The sequence below is a fragment of the Dokdonella sp. genome (genome assembly GCF_017744955.1).
Taxonomy (GTDB): domain Bacteria; phylum Pseudomonadota; class Gammaproteobacteria; order Xanthomonadales; family Rhodanobacteraceae; genus Dokdonella_A.
This window is the reverse complement of the sequence record NZ_JAGIAG010000008.1, coordinates 18985-35213: the sequence shown is the minus strand read 5'-3', so window position 1 is coordinate 35213 and position 16229 is coordinate 18985. Positions and strand designations below refer to the sequence as shown.

Annotated in this window: 19 protein-coding genes; 11 read left to right on the top strand and 8 right to left on the bottom strand. The window is 68.2% G+C overall.

Features of this window, described 5'->3' with window-relative positions:
• Positions 1-221: 221 nt before the first annotated feature.
• Positions 222-1538: a dicarboxylate/amino acid:cation symporter gene (locus J7520_RS15275; protein WP_291189885.1), complete on the top strand. Its 1317-nt coding sequence runs from the start codon at positions 222-224 to the stop codon at positions 1536-1538.
• Positions 1539-1559: 21 nt separating this feature from the next.
• On the opposite strand, the gene J7520_RS15270 is transcribed toward J7520_RS15275, so the two are convergent.
• Entirely contained in the window at positions 1560-2282 is a 723-nt protein-coding gene (locus tag J7520_RS15270) for a porin family protein (protein ID WP_291189882.1), read from the bottom strand.
• 38 nt (positions 2283-2320) lie between these two features.
• Positions 2321-2893, bottom strand: a complete 573-nt coding sequence (locus J7520_RS15265) for an outer membrane beta-barrel protein (RefSeq protein WP_291189879.1) — start codon at positions 2891-2893, stop codon at positions 2321-2323.
• 276 nt (positions 2894-3169) lie between these two features.
• Here J7520_RS15265 and J7520_RS15260 point away from each other — a divergent pair, with 276 nt between their 5' ends.
• The 4 genes from J7520_RS15260 (at position 3170) to J7520_RS15245 (ending at position 7541) form a co-directional block, all read left to right on the top strand.
• The gene (locus tag J7520_RS15260) at positions 3170-3538 is read left to right on the top strand and encodes a BlaI/MecI/CopY family transcriptional regulator (RefSeq protein WP_291189876.1); all 369 of its coding nucleotides are present in this window, start codon (positions 3170-3172) and stop codon (positions 3536-3538) included.
• Positions 3528-5171 carry a TonB family protein gene (locus J7520_RS15255; RefSeq protein ID WP_291189873.1) on the top strand — a complete coding sequence of 548 codons (1644 nt, stop codon included), beginning with the start codon at positions 3528-3530 and terminating at the stop codon, positions 5169-5171. Before J7520_RS15260 ends, J7520_RS15255 begins: the two co-directional genes overlap by 11 nt.
• 101 nt (positions 5172-5272) lie before the next feature.
• A complete protein-coding gene (gap, locus tag J7520_RS15250; protein WP_291189870.1) occupies positions 5273-6283 on the top strand; it encodes a type I glyceraldehyde-3-phosphate dehydrogenase in 1011 nt (336 codons plus the stop codon).
• Positions 6284-6398: 115 nt separating this feature from the next.
• Entirely contained in the window at positions 6399-7541 is a 1143-nt protein-coding gene (locus J7520_RS15245) for an AAA family ATPase (RefSeq protein WP_291189867.1), read from the top strand.
• Here J7520_RS15245 and J7520_RS15240 read toward each other — a convergent pair.
• Both J7520_RS15240 and J7520_RS15235 read right to left on the bottom strand, forming a co-directional pair.
• Entirely contained in the window at positions 7538-8113 is a 576-nt protein-coding gene (locus J7520_RS15240) for a GNAT family protein (RefSeq protein WP_291189865.1), read from the bottom strand. The two genes, J7520_RS15245 and J7520_RS15240, sit on opposite strands and share 4 nt — an antisense overlap.
• The gene (locus J7520_RS15235; RefSeq protein ID WP_291189862.1) at positions 8113-8952 is read right to left on the bottom strand and encodes a universal stress protein; all 840 of its coding nucleotides are present in this window, start codon (positions 8950-8952) and stop codon (positions 8113-8115) included. Before J7520_RS15235 ends, J7520_RS15240 begins: the two co-directional genes overlap by 1 nt.
• A gap of 164 nt (positions 8953-9116) precedes the next feature.
• Between J7520_RS15235 and J7520_RS15230 the strand changes: the two genes are divergently transcribed.
• A complete protein-coding gene (locus J7520_RS15230) occupies positions 9117-9536 on the top strand; it encodes a hypothetical protein (RefSeq protein WP_291190213.1) in 420 nt (139 codons plus the stop codon).
• On the opposite strand, the gene J7520_RS15225 is transcribed toward J7520_RS15230, so the two are convergent.
• From J7520_RS15225 to J7520_RS15210, 4 genes are all read right to left on the bottom strand, one after another.
• Complete coding sequence (locus J7520_RS15225; protein WP_291189859.1) at positions 9523-10401, bottom strand: EamA family transporter; 879 nt, start codon at positions 10399-10401, stop codon at positions 9523-9525. The genes J7520_RS15230 and J7520_RS15225 overlap by 14 nt on opposite strands.
• Before the next feature lie 67 nt (positions 10402-10468).
• A complete protein-coding gene (locus J7520_RS15220; RefSeq protein ID WP_291189857.1) occupies positions 10469-11161 on the bottom strand; it encodes an AraC family transcriptional regulator in 693 nt (230 codons plus the stop codon).
• 7 nt (positions 11162-11168) lie between these two features.
• Positions 11169-11675 carry a DUF456 domain-containing protein gene (locus J7520_RS15215; RefSeq protein ID WP_291189854.1) on the bottom strand — a complete coding sequence of 169 codons (507 nt, stop codon included), beginning with the start codon at positions 11673-11675 and terminating at the stop codon, positions 11169-11171.
• A 63-nt stretch (positions 11676-11738) separates the two neighbouring features.
• A complete protein-coding gene (locus J7520_RS15210) occupies positions 11739-12407 on the bottom strand; it encodes an energy transducer TonB (protein WP_291189851.1) in 669 nt (222 codons plus the stop codon).
• 269 nt (positions 12408-12676) lie between these two features.
• Between J7520_RS15210 and J7520_RS15205 the strand changes: the two genes are divergently transcribed.
• The 5 genes from J7520_RS15205 (at position 12677) to J7520_RS15185 (ending at position 16229) form a co-directional block, all read left to right on the top strand.
• Positions 12677-12958, top strand: coding sequence for a hypothetical protein (locus J7520_RS15205; RefSeq protein WP_291189848.1), 282 nt, complete (start codon positions 12677-12679; stop codon positions 12956-12958).
• A 52-nt stretch (positions 12959-13010) separates the two neighbouring features.
• Positions 13011-13670: a hypothetical protein gene (locus J7520_RS15200; RefSeq protein WP_291189845.1), complete on the top strand. Its 660-nt coding sequence runs from the start codon at positions 13011-13013 to the stop codon at positions 13668-13670.
• 272 nt (positions 13671-13942) lie between these two features.
• A complete protein-coding gene (locus J7520_RS15195; RefSeq protein WP_291189842.1) occupies positions 13943-14674 on the top strand; it encodes a hypothetical protein in 732 nt (243 codons plus the stop codon).
• Between the two features lie 81 nt (positions 14675-14755).
• Positions 14756-15520: a hypothetical protein gene (locus tag J7520_RS15190; RefSeq protein ID WP_291189839.1), complete on the top strand. Its 765-nt coding sequence runs from the start codon at positions 14756-14758 to the stop codon at positions 15518-15520.
• A 127-nt stretch (positions 15521-15647) separates the two neighbouring features.
• Positions 15648-16229 carry a GNAT family N-acetyltransferase gene (locus J7520_RS15185; protein WP_291189836.1) on the top strand — a complete coding sequence of 194 codons (582 nt, stop codon included), beginning with the start codon at positions 15648-15650 and terminating at the stop codon, positions 16227-16229.

Below are 16229 nucleotides of genomic sequence, written 5' to 3'. Positions count from 1 at the left end.
CCCCGGCTCCGGCAGCTCGAAAGCGTGCCGGAAGCGCGGTTTCCCAGGTCCCCGATCGAGCATCCCGCGGTCCGAAGAAGCGCCGCGCGGATGCTCGTGTACCATCGAGCTTTGCTCATGCCCATGACGGGGAGACGTTCCATGTCCGATCGCTGCCGGCTCTCCCGCGCGTCAGCCTTTCACCGGTCTGCCGATTCGACGTCCGGCGCGGGAGCGCGTTCATGAGCGCGCGTCTCCCCCTGCACACGCGCGTGCTAATCGGCTTCATCGTCGGTTCGGTCGGCGGCGCGCTGGCGTTCTGGTGGACGCGGCACGGCGGCGACGCGAGCGTGGTCAACGGCTTCGTCGACACGATCGCGCATCCGGCCGGCATGCTGTTCCTGAAGTTCCTGAAGATGCTGGTGCTGCCGCTGATGTTCTCGGCGCTGATCGTCGGCATCACCGAGATCGGCGACATCGCCAGCCTGGGCCGCGTCGGCCTGCGCATGTTGTTGTACATCGTGGTGGTGACCAGTATCGCGATCGTGGTCGGCCTGGTCGTCATCAACCTGATCCAGCCCGGCGTCGGTTTCGATCAGGCGACCCGCGACGCCCTGCTCGCGGCGCATTCGGCCGATGCGCAGGCGATCACTGCGACCAAGCCGTCGCTGTCCGGCGTCAAGATCATCCTCGGACTGGTGCCGGACAATCCGATCAAGGCCGCGGCCGACGGCGATTTCCTCGCCGTGATGTTCTTCGCCGTCATGCTCGGCATCGCGCTGGTGCTGAAGCCGACGCCGGCGACGGCCGCGTTCAAGGCCACCGTGCAGGGCCTGCTCGACCTGGTGATGAAGCTGATGGAGCTCATCATCAAGCTCACGCCGTACGCGGTCGCGGCGCTGATGTTCTCGCTGACCGCGCGGTTCGGCACCGACATCCTGGAGAAGCTCGGCCTCTACGCGCTGTGCGTGATCCTGGCGATCGCGATCCACATGTTCGTCGTGCTGCCGCTGTGGGTGCGCACGTTCGGCGGCATGAGTCCGCTCAAGTTCTTCAAGGGCAGCGAAGAGGCGATCCTGCTCGCGTTCTCGACCGCGTCCAGCACCGGCACCTTGCCGACCACGCTCAAGGTCGCCGAGCAGAACCTGAAGCTGCCGCCGCAGATCGCGCGGTTCGTGCTGACCATCGGCGCCAGCGCGAATCATCACGGCACGGCGCTGTTCGAGGGACTGACCACGCTGTTCATCGCGCAGTGCTTCGGGCTCGACCTCAGCATCAGCCAGCAGCTGATGGTCGTTGGCCTGTGCATCGTCGGTTCGATCGGCACCGCCGGCGTGCCCGCCGGCTCGCTGCCGGTGATCGCGGTGATCCTCGGCTACCTGAATCTGCCGCCGGAAGCGATCGGCATCATTCTCGGTGTCGACCGCTTCCTGGACATGTGCCGCACGTCGCTCAACGTCACCGGCGATCTCGCCACCGCCGTGGTGGTCTCCCGGCATTCGGGCGACGCGATTCCGCCGCCGCCCGATCACGAGCGCACGATGGCGCGGGAAGGGTGAGCCGTGACGTGACTGTCCGCCTCAGAAGCGGTATTCGCCGCTGACCGAGATCAGGTCGGGATTGAATTTCGCGGAGTGCAGGTCGGCCTTGTAGTAGTCGTAGTTCAGGCCGACGCTGAAGCGGTTGCTGAAGTCGTAGCCGAAACCGACGCCGGCGTACCACTGGTTGCTGGTGTCGTCGGTGCGGAAGTAGCGGTTGTCGATTTCGCTGCTCGCACGAAAGAGGCCGAGGCGACCGGCGAGGTACCAGTTCTCGTCGAGATTGAAGTGACCGGTCGCGCCGACGTTCCATCCGTCGATCGATAGGGTCGTGGTGCTCGCCAGCGGCGCCTTGGCGGAGAACTCGCCGAGGTCGGCGTAGCCGCCTTCGATGCCGATCGAAACGTTCGGGGCGACGGCCCAGCGGTAGCCGAGATTCACGGCGTAGCCGGTGTCGTCGTCGTCCAGTGTCCCCTTGTCGACGGCGGACCGGCCGACGCGGCCATTGACGAAGAAGCCGCCGGTGTCGGCGGCCTCGGCGGGTGCGGAAAGCATCGCGAACGCGGCGAGGAAGCTGGCGGCGAGTGCGGTGGATTTGACGGTCATCATGACTCCGGATCGTTCTTTTGAGTTCGTCGAGCGGCGACTCGATCGAGCCGTCGCGGGGCGACGGCGGCCGGAGCATGCGGATGTGCGGATGAATGCACGCCGTCCCCGCAAGAAAAAGGCCCGACCTGCTCGCGCAGGCCGGGCCGTCCCGTGCATCCTTGCCCTGTGGCTCCCGTTGGAGACTGGGGGTCCGATCAGAAGCGGTACTCGGCGCTGACCGAGACCAGGTCGGAGTCGAGCTTCAGACCGCTCTTTTCCGCCTTGTAGTAGTCGTAGTTCAGGCCGACGCTGACGTTGTTGCTGAAGTCGTAGCCGAAGCCCGCGCCCGCGTACCACTTGTTGCTGTTGTCGTCGACGCGCGCGGGAACCAGGCCGCCAATGAGATAACCGCCCTTCAGATCGCCGCGGAAGTAGCCGCCGCGTCCGCTGAGGTACCAATTGTCGGTCAGGTTCCAGTGGCCGTTGACGCCGAGCGTCCAGCCGCTGAGTTCGGCCTTGCCGAGCGGGCCGTAGCCGCGCTTGGGCGAGACTTCGCCGAGGTCGACGTAACCGCCTTCGACGCCGAGCAGGAAATTCGGTGCGACCGCCCAGCGGTAGCCGGCGTTGACGCCGTAGCCGGTGTCGTCGTCGCTGTACTTGCCCTTGTCGAAACTCGACTGGCCGACGTTGCCGTTGATGAAGAATCCGCTGTTGTTCGCGGCGTGGCTGGCGATCGGGAGCGCGGCGAAGCCGCCGGCGATAGCAATAGCAAGAATTGTATTTTTCATGGTCTTTCTACTCCAACTGCTTGGGGTGGTGATGTCCTCGGCGTCGCTTCCTTACGGCGCCTTGCTTCGACTGTCGCCTCTGTCGTCGGGTTCGATTCCGTGGCGGCGGGAGTTAGATGGGATTCACCTCATGGATTTCAATACTGAAGAGTTTATAAATAGTTCAGCTAGCTGAATCCGCAGCGCTGCCGCGGAATGTGCGCTGTCGACGAACCTGCTTGACAGGATCGTTTACGAGCGTAATCATCACGGCGTCGATTACAGGCGTAAACAGATATGCGCATCAGCGAAGCGGAAAGTCAGGTGATGGAAGTGCTGTGGCGGCGCTCGCCGCAGAGCGCCGAAGACGTCGCCGGGGCGTTGGCCGGTCGGCAGGACTGGCAGGAAGCGACCATCAAGACCTTGCTGAATCGATTGCTAAAGAAGCGCGCGGTCGCGGCGGAGCGCGATGGCCGGCGTTATCTGTATCGGCCGTTGATCCGACGCGGCGACTACGTGCACGCCGAAAGCAAGAGCCTGCTCGACCGTCTCTACGGCGGTCGCGTGTCCGCGCTGGTCGCGCATTTCTCGGAACGGGCGAAGCTGACGAAGAAGGACATCGCCGAGATCCGCGCGCTGATCGAGGAACTCGACGATGAGCGCTGAGCTGTTCGACACGCTGCTGCGGATGAGCCTGATCGGCTCCTGCGCGATGCTCGTCGTGCTGCTGGGACGTCGATTCTTGCGTCGCGCCTTCGGTGCGCAGCTCGTCTACCTGAGCTGGCTGCTGGTGCCGGTGACGACGGCCGTCGTGCTGCTGCCTGCGCCGATGCAGTTGGTGCCGAACGTCGGCGCCGTCGTGCGCCTTGCCGCGTCCGCTGCCGCCGCTGCCAGCCCTCCCACGGCATCGTTCGATCCGCGCCCCTCGTTGCTCCTCGTCTGGTTGTCCGGTGTCTTGCTCACGGCGATCTGGTTCGCGGCGCAGCAGCGCCGGTACCTGCGCGGGCTGGGGCGGCTGCGGCCGCTCGACGGCGTGCGCCTCGTGCAGTCGGAATCCGATCTGGGCGGCCCCGCGCTGGTCGGCGCCTGGCGGCCGCGCATCGTGCTGCCGGCCGACTTCGAGGGGCGCTACACGAGCGCCGAGCGCGAGCTGATCCTCGTCCACGAGCGCGTGCATCTTCGGCGCGGCGACGCCGCGATCAATGCGTTCGTCGCCGCCTTGCGCTGCTTGAACTGGTTCAACCCCTTGATCCACTACGCCGCCGCGACGTTCCGCCTCGACCAGGAATTGGCCTGCGACGCCGCGGTGATCGCCCGTTTTCCGGAAGCGCGCCGGCGTTACGCCGACGCGATGTTGAAGGTGCAGTTGGCCGGTCAGCCGCGGCAGGAGCTGCGGCTGCCGGTCGGCTGCCGATGGCCGTCCGATCGGAATCTCAAGGAGCGCATCATCATGTTGAAGCAGTCACGGCCGCGGCGCGCAGTGCGCATCGCCGGTCTTTCGTTGGTGGCCGGCGCGACGCTGTTGTGCGCCTACGCCGCCTGGGCCAGCCAGTCGCCGCGTCCGCAAGCGAGCGCGGAACGACCGCGCCAAGTGGAGAGCCGCTTGCGCATCGACGTCGGTGACCGGATCGGAAAGCCCGTCCGCATCATCAACCCTGTCGACCAGAGCTTCGAAATCGCCGACGACGATCCCACCTCGCCGTGGCGCGCGACATTGACCGCGACAGCGGTCGCCGACGGCAACCTCTCGCTCGCCGCCTCCATCTACCGTGGCGAGCGGGCGCTCGGCGCGGCCAGCGTGGTCGCCGTGCCCGGCGAGTCATTCTCGGTGGCCGTCGACGGACGCGGCGACCCCGCCGGCTATCGCATCGAAGGGACGATGGCGTTCGTGGATCCGGCGGAGCAGGCGCAGGCCGCGCCAGCCGCTGCGAGTGAACCGGCGACGGTGGGCGTGACGTACCGTGCGTTGAATGCGCCGACTTATCCGGCCGAGGCGCTCGCGCGGCGCATCGAAGGTCGGGTACTGGTCGCGGTCGCGGTCAGTGCCGACGGAGCACTGCAGGACGCGCGCGTCGATCGCATCGAGCCGCCCGGCGCGGCCATCCTCGGCGATGCGGCGGTGGGCACGGTCAAGTCGTGGCGGTTCAATCCGGCCCGCAAGGATGGCAAGCCGATTGCGGGCAAGGCCTTGGTGCCGATCGAGTTTTCCCTGCATGGGCCGCCCGCGGCGCAGCCGGCGGCGATCGCGCCGGGGGCGCTGGACGCGATCTTCGTCGCCGCTCCGGAAGGGAGCGGCTGAAGCCGGCCAATTGGCTCCGGGCAACCGGCCCTGTGCGCACAGCGCACGGGGCCGTTAAAATTCACGGCCTCATCCTCTTCCTTCTTCCTAGGAGTCGTCTGATGGCTGTGAAAGTCGCGATCAATGGCTATGGCCGCATCGGCCGCAACGTGCTGCGCGCGCTGTACGAAGGCAAGCGCAACGGCGAGATCCAGATCGTCGCGGTCAACGACCTCGGCGATGCCGAGACGAATGCGCATCTGACCCAGTACGACACCGCGCACGGCAAGTTCCCGGGCGAGGTCAGCGTCGAAGGCGGCGATCTGATCGTCAACGGCGACCGCATCAAGGTCTGCGCCGAACGCGACCCGGCCAAGCTGCCGTGGAAGGACCTCGGCGTCGACATCGTGCTCGAGTCGACCGGCTTCTTCACCAGCAAGGCGAAGGCGAGCGCGCACATCGCCGCCGGCGCGAGCAAGGTCATCATCTCGGCTCCGGGCGACAAGGACGTGGACGGCACCTTCGTCTTCGGCGTCAATCACGACAAGATCAAGAGCAGCGACCGCGTCATCTCCAACGCGTCCTGCACGACGAACTGCCTCGCGCCGCTGGCCAAGGTGCTGAACGAAGCGATCGGCATCGAGCACGGCCTGATGACGACGATCCACGCCTACACCAACGACCAGGTGCTGACCGACGTCTATCACTCCGACCTGCGCCGGGCGCGCTCGGCGACGACGAGCCAGATCCCGGCCAAGACCGGCGCCGCCGCTGCGGTGGGTCTGGTGCTGCCGGAACTCAACGGCAAGCTCGACGGCTTCGCGATGCGCGTGCCGACGATCAACGTCTCGGTGGTCGATCTCTCTTTCGTCGCCAAGCGTGCGACCAGCAAGGAGGAGATCGACGCGGCAGTGAAGGCCGCCGCCGAAGGCGCGCTCAAGGGCATCCTCGGCATCAATACCAAGCCGCTGGTCTCGGTCGACTTCAACCACAACCCGCTGTCGTCGGTCTACGACGCGACGCAGACGCGCGTGATGGGCGGCACCCTGGTCAAGGTGCTGTCGTGGTACGACAACGAGTGGGGCTTCTCCAACCGCATGCTCGACATGACGCTCGCGTTCGCGAAGGCGTAAGAGCCGGTTCCGCCGAACGGCGCGGCTGCAACGGCCGCGCCGAAGCGCGCCCGGGATCGATCCGGGCGCGACAGTGGTTGATGGGAAACGCCGCGATCAGGGACGATTGCCGCCCATGCACACCTTCGCCGTCGCCAATTATCGTTCGCTGCGCGATCTCAAGCTCGCGCTGACGCCGTTGACCGTCGTCACCGGCGCGAACGGAAGCGGCAAGTCGAATCTCTATCGCGCGCTGCGCCTGCTCGCGCAGGCCGCCGACGGAAAGCTGGCCGAGGCGCTCGCGCTGGAAGGCGGGATTCCTTCGGTGCAATGGGCAGGTCCCGCCGACATCCGCCGGCAGGTTCGGCGCGGCGTACCGATCCAGGGCACGGCGAAGAAGGCGCCGCTGCGCGTGAGCTTCGGCTTCGCCGCCGACGACGTCGCCTACGAGATCGCGCTGGGCTTGCCGACGCCGTCGCTCTCGCGCTTCGCATTCGATCCGGAAATCAAGACCGAAACCGTGTGGCAGAAACCGCCGCGGCGTTCGTCGAACACCTGGCTCGAACGCGACGGACTGCACGTGCGCGTCCGCGAGCGCGACGGCTGGAGCCGATTGAATTTCGCACCGGCGACCAACCGGTCGATCCTGGCGGAACTGGGCGAGCCGGAACGCTTCCCCGAGCTGTTCGCGCTGCGCGAACGCCTGCGCGGCTGGCGTTTCTACGACGGCTTCCGTACCGATGCCGAAAGTCCGCTGCGTCAGCCGCGCATCGGCGTTCGCACCGGCGCGCTCGCGCACGACGGCCGCGATCTCGCCGCCGCCTTGCAGACGATTCTGGAGATCGGCGACGCGCCCGCCTTGCACGCGGCGGTCGAGGACGCGTTCCCGGGCTCGGCCCTGCGCATTCTCGGCGCCGACGCGCAGCTGCAGGTCGGACTCGCCGTCGAAGGCCTGCTGCGGCCCTTGAGCGCCGCGGAGCTTTCGGACGGCACGCTGCGCTATCTCTGCCTGCTGGCGGCGTTGGCGAGTCCGCGCCCGCCGGAACTGCTGGTGCTGAACGAGCCGGAGCAAAGCCTGCATCCGGACCTGCTGCGTCCGCTGGCGCGCCAGATCGCCTCAGCGGCCGGGCGCAGCCGGATCTGGGTCATCACGCATGCACGCGCGCTGGCGGACACGCTCGAGGATCTCGTCGGCGCGCCGGCGGTCGAGCTGGCGCGCGAGTTCGGCGAAACGCGCGTCGTCGGGCAGGGCATGCTCGACGAGCCGGTGTGGCCTTAGGACGACGACGGCGCGCGCGCGTAGTCCTTGCGCAGCAGCCCGTACAATGCGGTGTCCTGCACGCCGCCACCGACGCGCCAGCGTTCGCGCAGGTAGCCTTCGCGCCGGAAACCGGCGCGCTCGGCCAGCGCGCACGAGGCGAGGTTGAGCGGATCGACGTCGGCCTCGATGCGATTGAGCGCCAGCGTGTCGAACGCGAAATCGAGCGCCAGGCGCAGCATCTCGCCGGCCAATCCCCGGCCCCAGAACGGCGGACGCAGCGCATAGCCGATCACGCCGCGCAGATGCTCGCGATGGATTCCGAACAGCGAGCAGGTGCCGATCAGCTCGTCGTCGCCGCGCAGCGTCGCGATCCATGGGTAGAACTCCATCAGCTCGCGCTCGCGCGCGAGCCGGGCGACGTGCGCCACCGCCTGCTCGCGCGCGCTCCAGGCCGGGAAGCTCCAGTAGCGCATCACCTGCGGATCGGAATGCAGCGCGAACAGCGCGTCGACGTCGCGTTCGTGCAGCGCGCGCAGGCGCAGTCGCGCGCCTTCCAGCACCGGAATCGGCGGGAAGCTCGCGCCGTCCATCAATGCGCGACCAGCAGAGGCAGGTCGCTGTGCTGGAACAGGTGCCGCGTGGTGCCGCCGAGCACCAGTTCGGTGATGCGCGAATGGCCCCAGGCGCCCATCACGATGAGGTCGGCGGCGTCGGTGCGCGCGGCGTCGAGCAGTGCCGCGCCGCGTTCCTTGCCGCCGCTGAACGGGCGGATCTCGGCGTCGATGCCGTGACGCGCGAGCCACGCGCGCAGGTCGAACTTCGGCAGGTAGCGCAGGCCGAACGGGTTCTCGACCAGATCGCCTTCGAGGATCAGCACGCGCTCGGCGCGCGCGAGCAGCGGCAGCGCGCCGCGGATCGCGAGCATGGCCTCGCGGCTCTGGTTCCAGGCGATCAGCACGCGCGTGGCGACGCTGCCCGGCTTGGCGCTCTCCGGCACCACGACCACCGGCGCCGAGGCGCCGAACACGGTGCGCGAGACGACGCCCCAGCCGGTCGGCGCATCCGGCACGAGCTGTGGCCGCTCGACCACCACCAGGTCGCACCAGCGGGAAGCGTGGCAGAGCGATTCGACCACGTCGCCCTGGGTCACCTGCCACTCGCCGGCGACGCCGTGGCGGTCGAGCAGACTGCGCCATTGCGCGGCGTGCTCGACCGCGGTTCGGTAGAGCTCGTCGACCTCGCCGGTGTACAGCGCGACCGCTTCCGGCGAGGCGAACGCGACCGGCGACAGCGGCACCACGTGCAGGCCGATGGCCCAGGCATCCAGGCGTTTCGCCAACGCCAGCCCGACCTCGGAGGCGGGCGTCGGCGCGTCGGTGCGGCGAAGATGGATCGCGACTTCGAAGGGATGTCGTTCGGAGTTCGTCATGGCCGTTCTCCTCGGGTTCTCGCGGATGACGCAAGCTTACGGCGGTATGAACGTGGCGTCGTGCTGCGGGTGCGAATCGCGCCGTCGATGCACGACAATCGCGCCATTCCACCACGTGCCATCCACTCCCTGGAGACAAGCCGATGCGTCTGATGATTCCGCTCATGGCTGCGGCCCTGCTGGTCGCGCTGACCGTTTCCGCACCGGCGCGCGCCGACAAGGAGATCGATTGCAAGCTGACCTTCTCGCTGTCCGGCTGGTCGGCCTTCTACAAGACCGCCTCCGGCACCGGCACGGTGAGCTGCAGCAACGGCCAGATGCTCGACGTGACGATCGAGGCCAAGGGCGGCGGCCTGACCTTCGGCAAGACCGAGATCCGCGACGGCCGCGGCGAGTTCACCGCGATCTACGACATCGACAACGTGCTCGGCACCTACGTCGGCGCGACCGCGCATGCCGGCGCCGTCAATTCGAGCGAGGCACAGGCGATGACCAAGGGACCGGTCTCGCTGGCACTGTCCGGCAAGGGCCAGGGCTGGGATCTCGGCGTCGCGTTCGGCAAGTTCACCATCAGCCGGCGCTGACGGCGCGCGCGCGACGCTGTCCGAGGGCGGCGGCCGCGACGATCAGCGCCGCCGCGAGGAACAGGCGCGGACTCGCCGACGCCTCGCCAGCCAGTGCCAGCCAGAACGTCGACAACACCGGCGCCGCATAAGCGGCGCTGCCGAGCAGGCCGAGATCGCCGCGCTTGGTCGCGCCGTCCCAGAGCAGAAACGCGCCTCCGACCGGACCGACGCCGAGCGCCGCGATCGCGGACCATTCCAACGGCGCGGGCGTGACCCAGGTTTCGCCGAGTCCATGCGCGACCAGTCCGGCCGACGCGGTCAGCGCGCAAGCCGGGATCAGCGTTTCCGCCGGCAGCGCGGCGAAGCGGCGGTTCGACAACGAGTAGCCGGCCCAGACCAGCGCGCTGGCCAAGGCGAAACCGTAGCCGAGCGTGGCCTGCGCGCCGCCTTCGCTCCGATCGCCGCCAAGCACGAGGATCGCGGCGAACAGGCCGAGTACGGCTGCGGCCAATCGCGTGCTGCGCGCTTCGCATTCGCGCCACGCGGCGCCGAGCGCGAGCAGCAGCGGCCACAGATAGACGATCAGGCTCGCCGACGCGGCCGGTGCCAGTTTCAGCGCATGGAAGTACAGCGCGTGGAAGCCGAACAGCGCGGCGAACCCGAGCGCGAGCGCGCGTGGCGGCGCTGCGCAACGCGCAAGCCCCGCGCGCAGGCCGTGACGCAGCACCGTCGCCAGCAAGGTCGCGCCGACACCGACCGCGAAACTCAGCGCCAGCAGTTGATACGCCGGAATGCGCGCCGCGCCGCGGCTCAGCAGCGCCAGCGTCGACCAGAGCAGGATCGCGCCGAATCCGGCGAGCGTGGCGTGGTGTGACGAGCGCATGTCGGCGCGGTCGAAGTCGGAGGTGCCACGCTAGTGCGCGCGGCGTCCGTCCGCTTGACCGCACGTCTCATCCGCGCAGGCGACGCGGCGGCGTTCCGTAGGCGCGACGCAGCGCGCGCGTCAGCGCGCTGTGTTCGGAATAGCCGACCTCGCCGGCGATGCGCGCGATCGGCGTGCGCTTTTCGTGCAGGCGCGCCAGCGCCAGCGCGAGGCGGCGCTCGCGCTGCAAGGCGGCCGGCGTCACGCCATAGGCGGCGACGAAGCGGCGGTAGAACTGCGCCCGGCTCGAGCCGGCCAGGCGCGCGAGCCAGCGGCTGTCGTAGCGGCGCTCCGGTTCGTCTTCGAGCAGGCGGCGCACGGCATGCAGGCGGTCCGCGCCGACCGGTTCGCGCCGCAGCGCGTCGAGCAGCAGACGCGACCACGCGGTGCTCGCCTCGGCACGTTGCGGCAGGTTCTCGCCGAGGCCGTCGAGCAGCAGGTGCGCGCACGGGGGAAGGTCGAGGAAGCCGCGGCGCAGCAACGATTCGTCGCGCGCGTCGAGCTGCGCTATCGGCAGGTCGAGCACCACGAACCGGTTCGCTCCGCGCGCTCCGAAGGCATGCCGCTCGCCGGCGCCGACGAAGGCCGCGCGGCCGCGCTCGACGCGGCCGCCGCGGCCTTCGATTTCCATCTCCAGGACGCCTGCGCGTGGCAGCACGAGCTGGTGGAACGCGTGCCGATGGCTGGCGACGTCGGCGTGGTAGGTGCGCAGACTGAACACGAGGGCCTCAGAGCCAGTAGACGGTCGCGAAGATGCCGAGCATCGCGAAGCAGACGCCGAGCTTGACCACCGTGCCGACGACGAAGCCGAGCCAGGCGCCGATGCCGACGCCGGTCGCCTTGCGCAGGCCGCCGCCGGCGACGAGTTCGCCGATCAGGGCGCCGACGAACGGTCCGAGCAGCAGTCCGAGCAGGCCGAAGAAGAGGCCGACCACGGTGCCGAGCGCGGCGCCGATCACCGCCTGGCGGCTGGCGCCGACGCGCTGCGCGCCGAGCACGCCGGCGACGAAGTCGATCACCAACGCGAGCACGGTCAGCACGCCGAGCACGATCAGGGTGAACGTGCTGACGCGCTGGAAGTCGCCGGCCCAGGCCGCCAGCAGCAGGCCGCCGAACACCAGCGGCACGCCGGGCAGCGCCGGCAGCACGGTACCGACGACGCCGACCACGATCATCACCACGGCGAGCAGGTACCACAGGCTGTGCGGGTCGAGCAGCGTCTTCAGTTCTTCCATGCGCGAGGACTCCGGCGGTGCCGCTTTCCGAGCAGCGGCACTCCTACTCTAACCGAGGTGCCGTCAGGCGCGATCGAGGCGGAACTCGATCGGCACCAGGCCCCAGGCCGGCGTCGGCTTGCCGTCGATCAGCACCGGCTTGAAGCGTCCGCGCAGCACGGCGTCGCGCCCGGCGGCGTCGAGTTTGGCGTAGCCCGAGCTGCGCTCGATCTCGACGCGTTCGACGCGGCCGTCCGCGTCGACCAGCACGCGCAGCACGACGGTGCCTTGTTCCCGCGCGCGAACCGACACTGCCGGGTAGCGCAAACGCAGGTCGCCGTCGTAGGCGAGCCGACGCGTTTCGCCGGCCGGCGCGGAAGGTTCGGTCGCCGGAGCGATGTCGACGGCGGTCGGCGCCGTCGGCACGATCGCGGCCGGTATCGTCACCGGACTCGGCGCCTCCGTCACGGCGACCGGGGCTGGGGGCTTGGGCGGCAAGGGCGCGGGGGTCGCGCGCGGCGGCGGTTTGCGCAGCGGCTCGGGTTCGGGCGGCGGTGGAAACTTCGGCGGAGGCGGCGGCGCTTCGAGGAAGGTCACCTCGATGGCGCGTTGCAGGCTGCGTTCGAGCGGCGGGGCCAGTGGAATCAGGACCAGCGCGAACGCGACGAGATGCGCCGCGAGGCTGGTGCTGAATGCGCCGACGCGGCGCCAGTCGAAGGTCGCTGCGGGAAACGAGGCGAGTTGCGTAGCCATGGTCTGCTCCCTGTGGAAACCATCGGCTGCAACGCGCCGTGGTTCCCGTCGGGGTTGGTTTTTGAAAAAATGTACTCGGTACGCGGAATCGGGCCGTCGCGCGCTCGTGCGTTGATGGCGAGATTGCAATAAACTCTTTTCCAGTCAGTGGCTTGTCCGCCGCCTCCGGGCAGGGAAGGACAATCCCGCGCCCTAGGGTTTCCCCCGATACTGCCGGCCGGGGAACGGACTAGAATCGTCACAACCTCGAAACCTTCTGGTCGAACGCCATGAGCATCAGAGCCCCGGATCTGCCGGGCCTCACATCGCTGAATCTGCCGCAAGGCGCCGGCATCGCACAGGGCGGCATCAGAGGCCTGGGCGATGCGCGCGGTGCAGGCACTTCGGCAGGTGCCTCGTTCGACGGAGAGGCGGTGCTGGCAGCGGATGTCTGGGAGGGCGGCGCCTCGCGCAGTCTTCCGCAGAGCAGTCCCTCGGCCTATGCGCACGGTCCCGATCTGATCGCCAATGTCGAGCGCGATGTAAACTACATTCTGGCGGCGCTGGCCTGAAACACCGATTGATCGGTCCCGACGCGCGCCGCCGGTTCGCGGACGCAGGCTCATGTCGACCGAGATTTTCACCCCCACCCGTTTGCGTGAAACCGCCGCTCGTCTTGCCGGAGCGCTGCGCAGCGAGCGCAATCCGGAATATCGCCTCGCCATCCTGAAGCGATTGGCGCGGCGCCTCGGCGACGGCGCGTATCCGGTCTTCCTGAAATTGCTCGTCATCATCGCCGAGAGCGACGACGACGTCGCCAAGACCGCGGTCGCCGACGCGCTGGTGCTCGCCTTGAATCGCATGGATCTGCCGAGCGGGCAGATCGCCTCCTGGGGCGGCTCGAATCTCGGCAGCGGCGAAGCCGAGGCCGGCGAGTCCGCGCCGCGACGCCAGCTCGGCCCGATCGAATTCCTCACCGCCTGGTACGCGCAGCGCACGCAGCTGCCGCAACTCGACGAGAAGCACTACGCACAGACGCTGGCGCTGCTGATCGAGCTGTGCAACCACAGCGCCGAACTGCGCCGCCTGTATCCGGCCAAGCTCGACGCCGACAGCCGCAGCGAACTCGAGGGTGCCTACACCCGCGTCACGCGCGACGCGCTGGCCGCGATCGCGAAGTCCTGGAGCGCCGATTCCGCACCGGCCGACGTCGCCCGCACCGCGACTGCCCACGAAGGCGGCATGCAGGCGATTCCGCGCGGCTGGATCCTGCGCGACCTGTAAGAAAGCGGTCGCATTTCACGCCTCTCCGATCCGCATCCGCGCTCGGCCGCGGCGGCTGGACGCGCGCCTCAGATGCTCCGCGACCTCTTGGGGTAAACCCTAAGCTAGGGTTCGACCTAGTTACTCGCCGCCGCGCGGCGCGGCAAAGTCTGCGCCGAAGACGAAAGCGGTATGTGGGAGGGGCGCTCCAAAAGGCATCCCGAAGTCAACGGCGAACAGACCGGCTCCCCCAAGCCCTGTTTGCAAAATCAACATCACATGAGGAGATGGTCATGAGTATCGGTGGCGGCGGTGGTCTTCTGAGCGGAATCGCGGGAGTAGTCGGCGGCATGTTCGGCGGCCCGATTGGCGCGATCGTCGGACAGGTTCTCGGACAGGTTCTGCAGCAGGTGGCCGGTCAGGTCCTGCAGCAGGTCGGCCAGCAGCTCGGCAATGTCAGCCAGCAGGCGCAGCAGGCGGGTCAGCAGCTCCTCGGCAACCAGGCGGGCGGCGACCTCGCGCGCACGGTCAACGACTTCATTGCTCAGGTCGGCGGCGGTACGCCGAGCCAGGTGGGCGATCTCAATCGTGCGATCGACGACCTGAAGAAGGCGATCACGGATTTCGTCAACCAGATGATGCAGGACACCGTGCAGAACGGCAAAGGCAGCCGTGGCGGTCGCGGCGGCGAAGGCGCGAGCGGCGGTGGCGGTGCCACGGGCGGCGGCGGCGCCAGCGGTGCGGAAGGCAGCGCGGGTACGGGCGGCGTCGACAGCTCGAGCGATTCGAGCGGTGACGACTTCTTCATGGCGATGGCCAAGGCGCTCGGCAAGGAAATGCAGAAGCAGGCCGACAAGGTCAAGGCTCTGTCGGATCAGATCGGCCAGGGCGACGACAAGAAGAACGCCGAGACCCAGACCAAGCTGATGGGCGAGTCGCAGAAGATGCAGTTCCTGTCGACCGCGGTGCAGACCGCGCTGTCGGCGGTGGGCCAGGCGCTCAGCACCTTGGCGCGCAGCCAGTAAATCCATCGTTTTACGATCGGTTTACGCATTCGATGCCAAGATCGCGCAAGCGATCTTGGCATTTTTTATGGAGGGCTCGACATGCACAGTGCTCGAATCCAATGGCGGCTGGTCGCTCTGCTCGCGTGCCTCGTCGCGGCGCCGGTGTCGGCGCAAGGCCTCGCGTCGGTGCCGCAGACGATGACGCCGATCTACATGGGCAACGCCAATATGCTCGGCATGATCGGCGCTACGCGGGAAGCGCTGAAGCACAATTCATCGACATCGACGTCGATGTCGACGCCCCGAAGCAGCGGCATCGGACAATCGAGGGCTTCCGATTGGCAAGGCACGTCCGCGCTGGATTTCAGCCTCGGACGAAATGCGGCGGTGTCCGACCAGGTGCGGCGAACCTTTCTATCCGGCATCGCCGAGAGCAGCGGACAGGCCGTGGCCGACGATCTCGATCGGCGTTTCGGCAACATCCGTACGACCTTCTCGCGCGTCGTCACGCCGTACGGCTTGCGCGCGGACGATTTCGCCGACGTCATGACGGCCTACACGGTCATGATGTGGATGGGCGCGAACCGGCAGGTCGAGTTGCCGCAGGTCGCGCAAGTGCAGGGCGTGCGGCGGCAGCTTCGCGATACCCTTGCGGGCCGGCTCGACGATGCGCAGCAGCGGCAGGTGGTCGCCGAGACGATGATGTACCAGACGTGCGTGATGGTCACGGTGCGCGACGAGGCGGCGCAGGGACGTCCGGAACTGATGGATACCTTGGCCGCGGCGATCGACAAGGGCTCCGTCCAGAGCGGGGATCGATTGCGCCGGATGGCGCTGACCAGCGACGGCCTGGTCCAGCGCTGAGGAGAACCGCGGTACCCGTTTCGTTCACGCCGGCGAGATCGCAGGACGACAGCCGGATCCACGGCGGAAGACGGCGGCGGGTCTGCGCCGCGTCCGCGCGCGGCAGACCCTTCAATCGGACCGGCGCATGCAAGCATCCCAAGATTTCCCCGGCACGGAATTCCTGCGCACGCGCCGCCTCGTCCTGCGCGGCCTGCGCATGACGGACATTCCGGCGTTGACCGAGTTGAACCAGGATCCGGAGGTCGCGCGCTGGCTGGTCGAACCGTGTCCGACGGACTACCTCGGCGTCGCCAAGATCGTCTTTCATGCAAATAGGGACTACTTGCTGCGCCCCGGACTGGGCGTCTGGCACACGAGCGACCGCAGCGGCCGCTTCGTCGGCGTGTTCGCGCTGGCGCCGATCGAGGGCAGCGACGAGGTCGAGCTCGGCACGCGCCTGCTGCGCGAAGTCTGGGGACGGCTGTATTCGGTCGAAGGCGCGCGTGCGCTGTGCGACCATGCGTTCTCGAACGTCGGTCTGCCGTATCTGGTCGGCTTGTGCCATCCGCGCAACACCGCGGTGCCGGCGATCCTGCGCCGGCTCGGCTTCGAGGTCGACGGCGAAACGCTCCATTTCGGCAATCCGGCGTTGCGCCACGTCTTGCGCTACGACGCCTGGCTTGCGCAGCGGCGGCAACACGACATCATTCAAGCATCGGAGGGGTGA

Bases quoted from the DNA above. Each gene is read 5' to 3' on its own strand.
- J7520_RS15225 (WP_291189859.1), bottom strand. From the start codon at position 10,401: ATGCGCTCGTCACACCACGCCACGCTCGCCGGATTCGGCGCGATCCTG.
- J7520_RS15190 (WP_291189839.1), top strand. From the start codon at position 14,756: ATGCACAGTGCTCGAATCCAATGGCGGCTGGTCGCTCTGCTCGCGTGC.
- J7520_RS15185 (WP_291189836.1), top strand. From the start codon at position 15,648: ATGCAAGCATCCCAAGATTTCCCCGGCACGGAATTCCTGCGCACGCGC.
- J7520_RS15240 (WP_291189865.1), bottom strand. From the start codon at position 8,113: ATGGACGGCGCGAGCTTCCCGCCGATTCCGGTGCTGGAAGGCGCGCGA.
- J7520_RS15200 (WP_291189845.1), top strand. From the start codon at position 13,011: ATGTCGACCGAGATTTTCACCCCCACCCGTTTGCGTGAAACCGCCGCT.
- J7520_RS15265 (WP_291189879.1), bottom strand. From the start codon at position 2,893: ATGAAAAATACAATTCTTGCTATTGCTATCGCCGGCGGCTTCGCCGCG.
- J7520_RS15255 (WP_291189873.1), top strand. From the start codon at position 3,528: ATGAGCGCTGAGCTGTTCGACACGCTGCTGCGGATGAGCCTGATCGGC.
- J7520_RS15260 (WP_291189876.1), top strand. From the start codon at position 3,170: ATGCGCATCAGCGAAGCGGAAAGTCAGGTGATGGAAGTGCTGTGGCGG.
- gap (WP_291189870.1), top strand. From the start codon at position 5,273: ATGGCTGTGAAAGTCGCGATCAATGGCTATGGCCGCATCGGCCGCAAC.
- J7520_RS15195 (WP_291189842.1), top strand. From the start codon at position 13,943: ATGAGTATCGGTGGCGGCGGTGGTCTTCTGAGCGGAATCGCGGGAGTA.
- J7520_RS15215 (WP_291189854.1), bottom strand. From the start codon at position 11,675: ATGGAAGAACTGAAGACGCTGCTCGACCCGCACAGCCTGTGGTACCTG.
- J7520_RS15230 (WP_291190213.1), top strand. From the start codon at position 9,117: ATGGCTGCGGCCCTGCTGGTCGCGCTGACCGTTTCCGCACCGGCGCGC.
- J7520_RS15235 (WP_291189862.1), bottom strand. From the start codon at position 8,952: ATGACGAACTCCGAACGACATCCCTTCGAAGTCGCGATCCATCTTCGC.
- J7520_RS15245 (WP_291189867.1), top strand. From the start codon at position 6,399: ATGCACACCTTCGCCGTCGCCAATTATCGTTCGCTGCGCGATCTCAAG.
- J7520_RS15275 (WP_291189885.1), top strand. From the start codon at position 222: ATGAGCGCGCGTCTCCCCCTGCACACGCGCGTGCTAATCGGCTTCATC.
- J7520_RS15210 (WP_291189851.1), bottom strand. From the start codon at position 12,407: ATGGCTACGCAACTCGCCTCGTTTCCCGCAGCGACCTTCGACTGGCGC.
- J7520_RS15270 (WP_291189882.1), bottom strand. From the start codon at position 2,282: ATGCACGGGACGGCCCGGCCTGCGCGAGCAGGTCGGGCCTTTTTCTTG.
- J7520_RS15205 (WP_291189848.1), top strand. From the start codon at position 12,677: ATGAGCATCAGAGCCCCGGATCTGCCGGGCCTCACATCGCTGAATCTG.